The organism is Aliterella sp. E5.1 (assembly GCF_057473825.1).
On the sequence record NZ_JBYCCV010000023.1, the window covers coordinates 44,087 to 55,514 of the forward strand.

General features: G+C 43.3%; 13 protein-coding genes and 2 pseudogenes. 6 read left to right on the forward strand and 9 right to left on the reverse strand.

Annotated elements, in window-relative coordinates; translation table 11 throughout:
- The first annotated feature begins 43 nt into the window (after positions 1 to 43).
- Entirely contained in the window at positions 44 to 847 is an 804-nt protein-coding gene (locus AC2VE5_RS10630) for an SDR family NAD(P)-dependent oxidoreductase (protein ID WP_486887723.1), read from the forward strand.
- A 97-nt stretch (positions 848 to 944) separates the two neighbouring features.
- On the opposite strand, the gene AC2VE5_RS10635 is transcribed toward AC2VE5_RS10630, so the two are convergent.
- Together AC2VE5_RS10635 and AC2VE5_RS10640 are read right to left on the reverse strand one after the other, a co-directional pair.
- On the reverse strand, positions 945 to 1,724 hold the full coding sequence (locus AC2VE5_RS10635; RefSeq protein ID WP_486887724.1) for a photosystem II electron transport protein, Sll1252 family: 780 nt from the start codon (positions 1,722 to 1,724) through the stop codon (positions 945 to 947).
- A 27-nt stretch (positions 1,725 to 1,751) separates the two neighbouring features.
- A complete protein-coding gene (locus AC2VE5_RS10640; protein ID WP_486887725.1) occupies positions 1,752 to 2,267 on the reverse strand; it encodes a hypothetical protein in 516 nt (171 codons plus the stop codon).
- 289 nt (positions 2,268 to 2,556) lie between these two features.
- Between AC2VE5_RS10640 and serA the strand changes: the two genes are divergently transcribed.
- From serA to AC2VE5_RS10655, 3 genes are all read left to right on the forward strand, one after another.
- Positions 2,557 to 4,137 (forward strand): phosphoglycerate dehydrogenase, encoded by a 1,581-nt coding sequence (serA, locus tag AC2VE5_RS10645; RefSeq protein ID WP_486887726.1) that lies wholly within the window; start codon positions 2,557 to 2,559, stop codon positions 4,135 to 4,137.
- Between the two features lie 22 nt (positions 4,138 to 4,159).
- Positions 4,160 to 5,053: a 50S ribosomal protein L11 methyltransferase gene (prmA, locus tag AC2VE5_RS10650; RefSeq protein ID WP_486887727.1), complete on the forward strand. Its 894-nt coding sequence runs from the start codon at positions 4,160 to 4,162 to the stop codon at positions 5,051 to 5,053.
- 259 nt (positions 5,054 to 5,312) lie between these two features.
- On the forward strand, positions 5,313 to 5,843 hold the full coding sequence (locus tag AC2VE5_RS10655) for a GNAT family N-acetyltransferase (protein ID WP_486887728.1): 531 nt from the start codon (positions 5,313 to 5,315) through the stop codon (positions 5,841 to 5,843).
- 118 nt (positions 5,844 to 5,961) lie between these two features.
- Here AC2VE5_RS10655 and AC2VE5_RS10660 read toward each other — a convergent pair whose 3' ends face one another.
- Both AC2VE5_RS10660 and AC2VE5_RS10665 read right to left on the reverse strand, forming a co-directional pair.
- Complete coding sequence (locus AC2VE5_RS10660; protein ID WP_486887729.1) at positions 5,962 to 6,141, reverse strand: hypothetical protein; 180 nt, start codon at positions 6,139 to 6,141, stop codon at positions 5,962 to 5,964.
- Between the two features lie 51 nt (positions 6,142 to 6,192).
- Positions 6,193 to 6,762: a glutathione S-transferase family protein gene (locus AC2VE5_RS10665; protein ID WP_486887730.1), complete on the reverse strand. Its 570-nt coding sequence runs from the start codon at positions 6,760 to 6,762 to the stop codon at positions 6,193 to 6,195.
- Between the two features lie 202 nt (positions 6,763 to 6,964).
- On the opposite strand from AC2VE5_RS10665, the gene AC2VE5_RS10670 reads away from it, so the two are divergent.
- Positions 6,965 to 7,090 (forward strand): hypothetical protein, encoded by a 126-nt coding sequence (locus AC2VE5_RS10670; RefSeq protein ID WP_486887731.1) that lies wholly within the window; start codon positions 6,965 to 6,967, stop codon positions 7,088 to 7,090.
- 187 nt (positions 7,091 to 7,277) lie between these two features.
- Here the strand turns inward: AC2VE5_RS10670 and AC2VE5_RS10675 are convergent, their stop codons facing one another.
- The 3 genes and pseudogenes from AC2VE5_RS10675 to AC2VE5_RS10685 form a co-directional block, all read right to left on the reverse strand.
- Positions 7,278 to 8,684: a protein adenylyltransferase SelO gene (locus tag AC2VE5_RS10675; protein WP_486887732.1), complete on the reverse strand. Its 1,407-nt coding sequence runs from the start codon at positions 8,682 to 8,684 to the stop codon at positions 7,278 to 7,280.
- 9 nt (positions 8,685 to 8,693) lie between these two features.
- Entirely contained in the window at positions 8,694 to 9,287 is a 594-nt protein-coding gene (locus AC2VE5_RS10680) for an acyl carrier protein (RefSeq protein WP_486887733.1), read from the reverse strand.
- Positions 9,257 to 10,294: pseudogene (locus AC2VE5_RS10685) on the reverse strand (SDR family NAD(P)-dependent oxidoreductase). Before AC2VE5_RS10685 ends, AC2VE5_RS10680 begins: the two are co-directional and overlap by 31 nt.
- Between AC2VE5_RS10685 and AC2VE5_RS10690 the strand changes: the two are divergent.
- Positions 10,280 to 11,048 (forward strand): annotated as a pseudogene (locus tag AC2VE5_RS10690) (IS1 family transposase). The pseudogenes AC2VE5_RS10685 and AC2VE5_RS10690 sit on opposite strands and share 15 nt — an antisense overlap.
- Here AC2VE5_RS10690 and AC2VE5_RS10695 read toward each other — a convergent pair.
- Positions 10,978 to 11,130, reverse strand: a complete 153-nt coding sequence (locus tag AC2VE5_RS10695) for a hypothetical protein (protein ID WP_486887737.1) — start codon at positions 11,128 to 11,130, stop codon at positions 10,978 to 10,980. The pseudogene AC2VE5_RS10690 and the gene AC2VE5_RS10695 sit on opposite strands and share 71 nt — an antisense overlap.
- 18 nt (positions 11,131 to 11,148) lie before the next feature.
- Entirely contained in the window at positions 11,149 to 11,280 is a 132-nt protein-coding gene (locus AC2VE5_RS10700; protein ID WP_486887734.1) for a beta-ketoacyl synthase N-terminal-like domain-containing protein, read from the reverse strand.
- Positions 11,281 to 11,428 lie beyond the last annotated feature (148 nt).

Genomic DNA, 11,428 nt, shown 5'->3' on the forward strand with positions numbered 1-11,428 from the left:
GAATAAATTGTTAAGATTTAAAAAGTTTAAACAAGATTAGTCAATGAAAACTGCTTTGATTACTGGAGCTTCGGCGGGGATTGGGGAAATTTTCGCCCAAGAACTAGCACAAAAGCAAATGAATTTAGTTTTGGTAGCACGTTCGGAAGAAAAGCTGCAATTATTGGCACAAAACTTGCGATCACAGTACACAATTGACGTAGATGTTATTGTTCAAGACTTGACTGCCCCAAACGCGGCGCAAGATGTATTTGACAAGGTAAATCAAAAAGGAATAACCATCGATTTATTGGTTAATAATGCTGGTTTTGGTGACTACGGTGATTTTGCCGAGCGCGATGGCGAAAAACAAGTAAAGATAGTTCAACTAAATATATTGGCATTAGTAGACTTAACGCACCACTTCTTACCAGGAATGCGCGATCGCCGTTCTGGAGGGATAATCAATATGGCCTCGAGCGCTGCTTTTCAACCAATGCCATACTTTACGGTTTACGCTGCTAGTAAAGCTTTTGTATTGAGTTTTAGCGAGGCTTTGTGGGCAGAAAATCGTAGCTACAACGTTAACATTCTTGCCGTTTGTCCGGGTCCATCGCCTACGAGCTTTTTTGCAGATGCGGAGTTTCCGAGCTTTTTAGCGAAAGCCGCCGAAGCAAATTCTACTCCTCCAGAAGTAATAGTGCGTGAAGCTTTAGAAGCATTGAAAAGCGATCGTTCTACGCTTGTACCTGGAGATATTAGAAATCAAGTGCTTGTAAATATCCCGCGATTTTTACCGAGAGAAGCCTTAATAAATTTGTGGAAAACTATTCTAGGAACAGGTATAAACAATAAATCTAAAGCTTAGTTAGTTTCCTTTCAATCAGCCTAGGGTTAGAACCCCAGGCTTATAGCTATTGGCTCAACCCAACGCTGGAAATATTTTGCCTATGTGTATTTGTTACTTACATATAGCGAGTGAGTTGGATGCGATAACGTTCTTTTTTAGTTACAGCAATTTCGCCGACTTCCAATCTCCCCTTACCGCTAATAGCAATCAAATCGCCAGACTTGACTTGATAACTTGCTTGAGTAACATCTTTCCAATTGACGCGCACATCGCCGCCATCAATTAAGTCCGACATTTTGCTGCGAGACATTCCAAAACCCGCAGATGCGATCGCATCTAACCGTAAAGAAGCTTCAACAGTCGTTGATGCCTTTTTTTTGGGTTCTCTAATTTTTAACTCGCTTAAATCGATACGCTGAGTTTTCACCGGGACAGAACGCACCTGCTGTAAGCTCATTTCTAAAAATTCTCCTAATTCAGGCGCAACGATCGCCTGCGCCCCCCGTTCGCCCAATACAATAACATCTCCCGTCTTCTCGCGGACAATTCCCGTCCCCAACATCGCCCCCAAAAAGTCGCGGTGCGTCGCTGTATCAAATAGGAAGTTTCCAGCGATTTCTAGCGCTACTAACTCCACCTGCTCGCGTTCTAGAGGCATTTCCGCACGGGCAATTGCAACTCTTTGACGTTCGGCTTGTTCGTACCCGCCCCAAGCTACCATTTGCACCTCTGTCAAGCGGCTAAACACCCGTTGGAGTTCGGCAAGTTCTGGAGGCGACAGAAAGTCTGTTAACACAACTTCCCACGTCTTAATTGACTGTTCGGCGCGATCGATTACCCGCGCTATACTGTCTCGATTTTCTACACCTTTTAAAATTTCTTCTCTTGGTAGCATTTAAAACTATTAACTAGATAAATTTTATTACTGCTCGTCAGGATCGTTGTATCCTTGTAAGTTTTCTGGCTCTAACTGTCGCAATACTCGGTTAGCTTGACGAGTAACTAGATCTGATCCTTTGACAACTACTAAATATTTGCCTGCATTTAGACGATTGCGGTAGGGAAGCGCGTCGCCGCCACCTAGAGTTAAACCCACTCCACCACCCGCGAAAAAGCTGCCCATCAAACCGCCAGCCGCACCTAAAAGAGCGCCAATTACAATATTACCTACGCTCCCCGCCCAAGGAAAAGTATTTAAACCTGTCAGCAGATTAAAAGCTCCGCCAGCAATAAACCCAAAAGGTACTAGCCAAAATGATAGTAAACGCGATTGTTTTTTAGCTTCGGCATTGGGATCGATTAAACCAAACTCGTCCGCCGTTTTATAACCCTTGCCCAAGATACTGACATTTGCTAAAGGTATGCCTTCTTTTTCTAGAGCTACATAGGCAGTCTCAGCTTGAATGCGATCGCTCATTACGGCGATAAGATAGTTCATAAAATACGATAGATTTTGTGATTACTGGTTTCGGCTTTGGGTTATAGTTTAACTTGCTGCGAGTATGCCCTAAACTATAGTTATTTTAATTATGGCGGGAACAATTATTGCTTGTGCCGCCGTGACTTTGGGCGCGATTGCGCTTTTAGCGCAGCGTTAAAAGCGATCGCACTTTCGTTATGCAAACAATCTTCAAGTTTTGAAGTATTGATACGGAACCAAGCAAAGCTAAAGTTAAAAATTAAAGCCCACCGTAAAAAAGAAGTATAGCGCGACTTCCTATAGAAAAATGCCCAAAGTTCTTGTATCTGACCCCATCGACCAAGTTGGAATTGATATCCTCTCTCAAGTTGCAACCGTTGACATAAAGACCAATTTATCGCCCGAACAATTTATCCAAATCATTCCAGAGTATGACGCACTAATGATCCGCTCTGGTAGCCGCGTTACTAAAGAAATTATTGATGCGGGAACCCAACTAAAAATTATTGGACGCGCTGGCGTAGGGGTAGATAATGTCGATGTACCCGCCGCGACGCGCCGAGGCATTGTAGTTGTAAATTCCCCCGAAGGAAATACAATCGCCGCCGCCGAACACGCTCTAGCGATGATGATGGCGCTCTCTCGCTACATTCCTGATGCCAATACTTCGGTAAAAAGCGGACAGTGGGATCGCAAAAGCTACGTGGGCGCTGAAGTTTACAAAAAAACTTTGGGAGTTGTGGGTTTAGGTAAAATTGGCTCTCATGTCGCTAATGTTGCTAAAGCCATGGGGATGAAATTAATTGCTTTCGATCCATTTATTTCCAACGAACGCGCCGAACAGTTAGGCTGTCGTTTGGTAGATATGGATCTACTCCTGCGAGAGGCGGACTATATCACCCTACATATTCCCAAAACTCCCGAAACAACTCACCTCATCAACGCCGAAGCTTTAGCTAAGATGAAGCCCAACGCCCGAATTATTAACTGTGCTAGAGGCGGCATTATTGACGAAATTGCTTTAGCTGAAGCTTTAGAAAAAGGGCAAATTGGCGGCGCGGCTTTAGACGTATACGAAACCGAACCCTTGGGAGAGTCGCCCCTCAAAGCCTTGGGCAAACAAGCAATTTTGACTCCGCACTTGGGCGCATCTACCGCCGAGGCGCAAGTAAACGTAGCCATAGATGTTGCCGAGCAAATTCGGGACGTATTGCTAGGCTTGCCAGCGCGTAGCGCCGTAAATATTCCCGGACTTAGCCCGGATGTAATGGAAGAACTGCGACCTTATATGCAACTAGCTGAAACTTTGGGTAAGTTTGTCGGTCAGTTGGCAGGGGGGAGAGTAGAGTTGCTCAATGTCAAACTCCAAGGCGAACTTGCAACCAATAAAAGCCAGCCATTAGTAGTAGCATCGCTCAAAGGCTTGCTCTCCCAAGCTTTGCGCGAACGGGTAAATTATGTAAACGCTAGTATTGAGGCAAAAGAGCGGGGAATACGAGTTATTGAAACGCGGGATGCGGCGGTCCGAGATTATGCCGGATCTTTGTACTTAGAAGCAAAAGGCTCGTTAGGCGCTCACTCGGTTACAGGCGCACTACTAGGAGATGGCGAAATTCGGATTACAGATATTGACGAATTTCCGATTAACGTCCCACCAACTCAACATATGCTGTTTACTTTGCACCGCGATATGCCAGGACTCATTGGTAAAATCGGCTCGTTGCTAGGCAGCTTCAATGTCAATATTGCCAGTATGCAGGTAGGACGTAAAATTGTTCGTGGCGATGCGGTGATGGTGTTGAGTTTAGACGATCCATTACCCGATGGAATCTTAGCGGAAATTATCAAAGTTCCAGGAATTAGAGATGCGTATACAGTCACTTTATAGCCGTGCTAATTGCTAATGCTTTATGGCAAATAGTTGGTGGGAACTACAAATTAATTGCGATTCAAGCTTAGAGGAATCGATTTTCTGGCGCTTGGACAAGTTCGGCTGTCAAGGGACAGTGAGTGAGAATAATGGTGCTGCTAGTTTAGTAAAGGCTTATTTACCCAGAAATCAAGTTCAACTACTTGACTTGGCAGCGCTGTCATTGTGGCTGAGGCAAGATGCTTTAATTGCCGAACTACCTACGCCATCAATGCACTGGCAATTGATAGATGAAGAAGATTGGGCAAGTAGTTGGAAAGACTACTGGCAACCAGAGGAAATCGGCGAGTATTTTTTGATTAATCCAGCTTGGATAGAAGTACCAGAAAATACAACGCGCTTAGTTCTTACTCTCGATCCGGGGATGGCTTTCGGTACGGGCAATCATGCAACGACTCAGCTATGTTTGGAATCATTAGAAATGCGGATTGATCAAGATTCCCAAGGCGAAGTATTAGCAGACATTGGCTGTGGTTCGGGCATTCTTTCTATTGGCGCGTTGCTACTTGGTGCGAGTAAAGTCTATGCCGTAGATACAGATTTATTAGCTGTAGAATCTACTACTAGCAACCGAGAGTTGAATAAAATTGCAGGCGATCGCTTATTAGTAGATAAGGGTAGTGTAGAGCAAGTACAAAAGCTGCTTCATAATGAGCAGGTAGATGGCATTATGTGCAATATTTTGGCAGAAGTAATTATTCGCTTAATTCCCCAAATAAGCGCGCTTTGCAAACCAACAACATGGGGGATCTTTAGTGGTGTATTGCTCGACCAAGCGGCAGATGTGGCAGATACTTTAGAAGAAAATGGCTGGGTTGTTGCAACTATTTGGCGGCGCAAAGAATGGTGTTGCTTTAATGTCCGGCGTTCTTAAAGCTATATTTCTCACGTCGTTCTGTTTTTGGCTAGCGAGTCTGTGCGATGGGTAAAAAGACAAAATTTAGGGGTCAATGGAGGTTTTGCGTAGTTGATGCAGTAGAACAATTCTGTTAAAAGCGGACTCGTCAGTTGGTTGATGATATGGCAAAGGTTATCGGTGAGGGCAGTATTTACAAACTGCCGGGAAGAGATTTGAAACGCAATAAATAACCATGGCAGATTAGAAAATATTTTTGTTGCTTATTCCTCCCCTAATGTTTATTGAAATTGTTCTGGAGTACAACCTTTCTGATGAAGTCCACAAGCTTGCGAATCAGTTATTAGTAGAATCGTTTCCAGATTATCCACTCGATCGGAGTTACTACAAACTTTTGCCGCAGTTCCGTTACTTGGTATGGGCAGGCGAGAACTTGATTGCTCATATGGGCATCGAGCATCGAGTGATTACCAACACGGGAACTCCAGCGCGAATCTTCGGTCTGATTGATTTGTGTGTATCCTCATCCTATCGATCGCAGAAAATTGCAACGACATTGTTACAGCAGATAGAAGAATTGAGCAAAACGAGCAAGATTGACTTTTTGATCTTATTTGCAGATGATTCTCGTTTGTACGCTAAAAATGGATATCAACGAGTCGAAAACCTTTGTCGTTGGATGAAGGTTGATGAACATCAAACCCTTGGTGTAGGGGAGGAATTAATGTCAGATTGTATGATGGTCAAGCAGATTAGCGAACAAACTTGGCAAGACGGAATGGTCGATCTGCTCGGCTACTTGTTCTAAATTTTCGCGCTAGCTGTACGCCGCAGCCCAACAACTGTGCTACACCGGAATGACCCAATATAGGCAGTGGTTGAACACTAAGGTGGGCAGCACGACAAAGCAGTGCTACTGGCATCGATTAGATACTTAGAAAGACTTTTCGTAAACCTGCTAGAACCATTGGCAAAGGCATTTTATCCTCTTGAATCGCTGTGTTGAAACTAGGACGCGCTCTAAGTTGGTTGAAATATGAACTGAGGGCAGGACGTGTAATATCTTGCCACAAATGACCGATTTTCAACTCGTCTAACCGATTCAAAACGGCTGTCCATACTGTTGTATCCGCTAAGGAATAACTATCTCCGCATAGTCAGGCTGTTTGACTTAATTGAGATTTTAGTCGCTCCAACATTGGTTCGAGTTTTGCATTGAGATTCGCAATCTCGCTTGCATTTTGAATCGTGCAATTCCATTGCCTCACGTCCTCTAGCTTAATAGCATATAGTTCTTTGAGTTCTGGATTTGCTTGCATCAATTTAGGAAGAAGTTTTGCTTTCATTTGAACTGAGCGCCGCAACACAGCCCCTTCAATTCCTCGGTAGTTCCCGTACATCACCTCTCGCATTGGAAATCGATTTTGCAGATCGATCCAGCTATTCATCTTTTCTTGCAATACAAATTCAACTGGAATTAATTGAGGATGGGGAAATTGTTCATCTAGGTATCGAACGATCGCGGCGGAATCAGTAATGACTCGATCGTCGTGGAGTAGGGTCGGAACAACACCTTTAGGATTGAGCCGCATATAGCTCGGTTGTAAGTTCTCAAAGGTCAGGAGGTTGATTAAATGGCTTTTCAATTCCAGATTTTTCTCAGCCAAAACTAGCTTTACTGTTTGAGAACAGAGCGAACTCGAAGCGTGATACAGTGCAAGCGTCATGGTCAATTCTCCTCTTAAGCGCGTGACATGATAACGATCCCTGCGGCAATCAAACTTGATTTGGCTTGATGGAGTTTCAGGATTATCCTTGATTGGTTTCTTGTTGTGGTCATGTATTGTAGTGCAAGAATGGCGCATTACCCAGGTTGTAGAGTAAGGTGAATCGCGCGGGACAGCAGCAGAACAATGTGGTGGTGCGGACGTGCAGGGTCTACTCATCTATCGTTCGATTTCCTTGACCGCTACCCACCTTTACTGTCATGGCGCTAGGGGATTAGATAATGGAGATCCAGAAGCAGCGATTACTATGGTAAGTAAGTGGCGATAAGACTTATAAGATCGCAACAACCTTACTAGAGCGAATATCAAGATGCCTATTTTGCTGCCAATCAAGTTTATAGTCCAAGAAAATATAATATGACATTTTTTAAGCATGAATTATGATAGACGCGATCGCTTACAATGTTCCTTGCAGAAATAGAGCGATCGCAAATAAATCAAATTCTCGTTTTTATTTACTCTCCCGCTTGCAATCGCTTGACTAATTCATTAAAAGGCTGCCAATTGTCTTCGGTAGCTATAGATTCCCACACTGATTCTATAACTGGTCGAAGTAATGTTGTTTTAGGATTGCTTTGCTGTAATTGATGGGCTACTTTTTCCATCTCATCAATAGAAAGATTGGATAAGCTTTGTTGATATAAGTTTTGCCATTTTGATAAAAGCTCTGCTGGAACATCCCCAAAGTTAAATATGCTGTCTGCTTGCTCTCTCCAACTAGGTGTAAATCGCGATCGCAATTGAGTAAAAAAGTCGTGATAGCCAATTTGAGTATCTTTTAAAAGTTGAATTGTTACTTCTAATAGCTCGTCGGATTGGGGAAAATCTGGACTCGTAAAACCTAACTTTTTCAGCATCAAATGCTTGTACTCAACCTCATAATATTCGTAAAACTTTGCTAACCCTTGCGCCATAGCATTACTATCAATAACGGCGGCTAAAGGCTGTTGCAATGCCTCTAAATTCGTACAACAAACATCTGGTTGATTGCCGTAACTATAGCGCCGATAATGGTCAAAATAAGCTGCTGTAAATTGCAAATCGTAGCTAGGAATAAAAGCATAAGGACCATAGTCAAAGCTTTCTCCAGTAATAGACATATTATCGGTATTTAGTACGCCATGACAAAAACCTGCTGCCATCCATTGCGCGGCTAATTTGGCAATTCTAGCCACTAACTGAGCGTAAAAAAGTGCGTATCGATCGGGTTCATTGTGAATGTCTGGATAATAATATTCAATTACATGGTCTAATAGCTTTTGAGTTAAATCTGGGCGATTGATGTGATGAAGTCGCTCAAAAGTGCCAAAACGAATATGCGATCTGCTAAATCGTACCATTACTGACGATCGCGTTGGCGACGGCTCATCTCCCCGCCAAAGTTGTTCCCCCGTCTCCACTAAACTAAAAGTGCGAGAAGTCCGCACGCCCGTTTGATGCAGCGCCTCAGTTGCCAATACTTCCCTTACTCCCCCTTTGAGCGTGAGTCTACCATCACCGCCGCGAGAGTAAGGAGTTTTACCCGATCCTTTCGTACCAAAATCGTACAATTCTCCATCCGTACCGCGTACTTGTCCGAAAAGGAAGCCTCTACCATCACCCAAATCGGGGTTGTAGTAGCCAAATTGATAACCGTGATAGCGTAAAGCTAGTAAAGGCTGGCGTTGAAACTTACCAAAAGCCTCAACAAAATCGCTGTCGGTGACGTTTTGAGGCTCTAATCCTAAAAGAGGTAATACAGAGTCGTTGCGAAAACGTAAGATTTGTTCGGGAAATTGCGCCGCTTCAACGGTGTCGTAGTATTCATCGCCCAAGGATTCGATTGCGGGTTCGTAATTGAGGCTGAGTAAGGGATTTGTCATGGTTGGGTGTTATTTCAGCAAGTTTTCTAGTTCGTCTAGCAGCAAAGCTTCCGCTTCTGCGTCTGTAAGCTGCTGAATTTGGGATACAGTCAGATCGATGTCTGCACCACTCTCTTTTAGACCAAAACTAGAGTCTTGGAGCAATTTTTCAGCTAAATAATCAGTGAGTTTGGCGACAGTGGGATAATCCAAAGCCAAAGTAGAGGGTAGAGTACAGCCTAAACTACTTTGTAGTTGGTTTCGTAGCTCTACAGAAGTAAGAGAATCTATACCCAAATCAGTAAATCCTTGATGCACGTCTACTGAATGAGTAGAATTTAACCCCAAAATTTTAGCAACTTGCGATCGCACGTATTCAATTATTAGCTCGTGGCGAGTAGTATTATCTAAGCTTTCTAATTGCTCTGGTGAAAAATCCCTACAGATTTTTGGCTGCACCAACGGCGTAGTTTCTGGCAATGTTGCTAATTGGGTATAAAACTTAGAGTTTTTTTGCCACCAATGCGCCCAATTAATAGGTACTACACCTACTTGAGTAAACCCTGAGTAAGATAGCAATTGCTCCAAAACTTCTATTCCTTGTTGGGGGCTGATTGTTCCCATCCCTTATAGTTAGCTTGTCCCGCCGAACCGAGGAGAGAAGCTACCGAAGAAAACATGATAAAAAAGTCTAGAGGACAGTTGCGAGTTAAAACGTGTAAATTCCAAGCGCCTTGTACTTTGGGAGCAAGCACTTTTTCAAATCTTTCCCAAGTTTGCTGTTGTAAAATGCCATGATCTAAAATTCCCGCCGCGTGAATAATTCCGCGTAAGGGTGGTAAAGATTCTATATCTGCAAGCACTTGAGCAAGTTGGGAAGTATTAGCAACATCGGCTTGGGCAACAACTACGGTTATATTTGTAAACTGAGTTTTTAACTGCTCTTTGACTTCAACTGTAGGCGGGTTGCGCCCTACTCATACTAAATACTTTGCGCCTTTATCTACTAAAAACTTGGCGACAATTAAACCCAAATCCCCCAAACCACCAGTAATTAAATAAGTTCCATCGCTACGAATTGGGCAAGGGCGAGTATTTTGGCAATGGTATGCGATCGCAATTTTACCGATATGTTTGGCTTGTTGCATATACCGAAAAGCATCTACTACTCGCTCAGGCGGGAACAATTGACAAGGGAGTGGCACAAGTGCGCCGACTTTAAACTTCTGCATTAGTTGGCGCAGCATGGAAGCGATTAAATCACGCTGCTGTTGAGTTACTTGCAATAAATCGAAAACATAATAAGCCGCATCAGGCTTTAATTGCTCAAGTTGACTTGCTTGCCAAATTCCCAATTTTCCAATCTCTACAAACCTCCCGGTATCAGCTAAAACTGAGAGACTTTTGGGGATAAATTCACCCGTAAGGCAACTAAGGACAATATCTACACCCAAACCATGAGTAATTTCCATCACTTCATCGGCAAAACCTAACGTCCGGGAGCTCATAATATGTTTTACTCCCATAGAGCGCAAAAACTGCTCTTTGCTGGGAGATGCGGTAGCAAAAATTTCGGCGTTGCGGAAAGGGTAATGATATTTTGCTAAAATGAAGGTATGAAATGTTGTCATTGCAACTCAAATCAGACAGTTAAGAACGGACATCGTAAAGACAGACAGTGCTACAAGTGGAAGCAGTGCGGTCGCCAGTTTCTTGAGTCATATCGTCCTTGGCAATAGTCAAGTGATGTAAAACAACTATGCCTCAAAATGGATTTGAACGGTATGGGACTACGAGGTATTGAACGAGTGACCGATATTCACCACCCTACAGTCATGGGGTGGGTAACAGAAGCGGGATAAAAAAATGCCAGATGTACCAGAGCCGGAAGCAGAACCAGAGATGACCGAGCTAGATGAATTACAAACATTTGTGGGCAGCAAACAGGATAAAATTTGGTTATGGACTGCGATAAATCATTGGCAAGCTGGCATTATTGCTTGGACAATCGGCGCTCGTAGTTCTGTGACGTTTCAACTATTATGGACAGTCGTCAAATGTTGGCAGAGTTTTTTGGATGTAACAGATGGGTATGCTGTTTATCCAAAGTTTATTGATGACTCAGGTCACGTAGACGCGCAAGACTTATATGACACGTGTGGAAGGGGAAAATACACGATTGAGGCACTATTTGGCACGCCTGCACCCTTAAAACACTCTGTTATTCCAAGTCGATAGAAATGATTAAGTACTCTGTTCAGATTGTTGTTGCACTACCTGCGGTTCAGAACACTGCCTATTCCTGCCTCAATCATTACTCTTTCCGCAACGCCAAAATTTCTGCATCAAATAACTCGATATCTGCGATCGCAGGTTTGGCTTTAACGTAGTTAGGATTAGTTAATAGTTGAGGATCTACCCCTGAAGCTAAAACTTCCTCATCGCTAAAAAATGAGATCGATTCCACCCCATCACATAAATTTTCCTAAAATTCCTCAACAGTATTCGCCCCAGGAAAACGGCAAGCCATACCGATTACAGCAATATCACAGCTAGTTGTAGTAATTCTTTTAGCGATCGCGCACTTTACGGTTTGATTGCCCAAATATCCAGCCATTGCCCTTACAGTTGAATATTTATACTAAGTTGTGGTCAGAGGTAGTAGAGTATTAAATAGAGAGAACTTTGGCAAAGATAAATGTACAGGAGTCAAGTAACGCAAGCCTGTCCTCATCTAGACCTAGAGACAGTCAAGCAGAAAGTAA

Coding starts and splice junctions, on each gene's coding strand:
- prmA (WP_486887727.1), top strand. CDS start 4,160: ATGGCAAATAGTTGGTGGGAACTACAAATTAATTGCGATTCAAGCTTA.
- AC2VE5_RS10665 (WP_486887730.1), bottom strand. CDS start 6,762: ATGACGCTTGCACTGTATCACGCTTCGAGTTCGCTCTGTTCTCAAACA.
- AC2VE5_RS10700 (WP_486887734.1), bottom strand. CDS start 11,280: ATGGCTGGATATTTGGGCAATCAAACCGTAAAGTGCGCGATCGCTAAA.
- AC2VE5_RS10680 (WP_486887733.1), bottom strand. CDS start 9,287: ATGGGAACAATCAGCCCCCAACAAGGAATAGAAGTTTTGGAGCAATTG.
- serA (WP_486887726.1), top strand. CDS start 2,557: ATGCCCAAAGTTCTTGTATCTGACCCCATCGACCAAGTTGGAATTGAT.
- AC2VE5_RS10675 (WP_486887732.1), bottom strand. CDS start 8,684: ATGACAAATCCCTTACTCAGCCTCAATTACGAACCCGCAATCGAATCC.
- AC2VE5_RS10640 (WP_486887725.1), bottom strand. CDS start 2,267: ATGAACTATCTTATCGCCGTAATGAGCGATCGCATTCAAGCTGAGACT.
- AC2VE5_RS10630 (WP_486887723.1), top strand. CDS start 44: ATGAAAACTGCTTTGATTACTGGAGCTTCGGCGGGGATTGGGGAAATT.
- AC2VE5_RS10655 (WP_486887728.1), top strand. CDS start 5,313: ATGTTTATTGAAATTGTTCTGGAGTACAACCTTTCTGATGAAGTCCAC.
- AC2VE5_RS10635 (WP_486887724.1), bottom strand. CDS start 1,724: ATGCTACCAAGAGAAGAAATTTTAAAAGGTGTAGAAAATCGAGACAGT.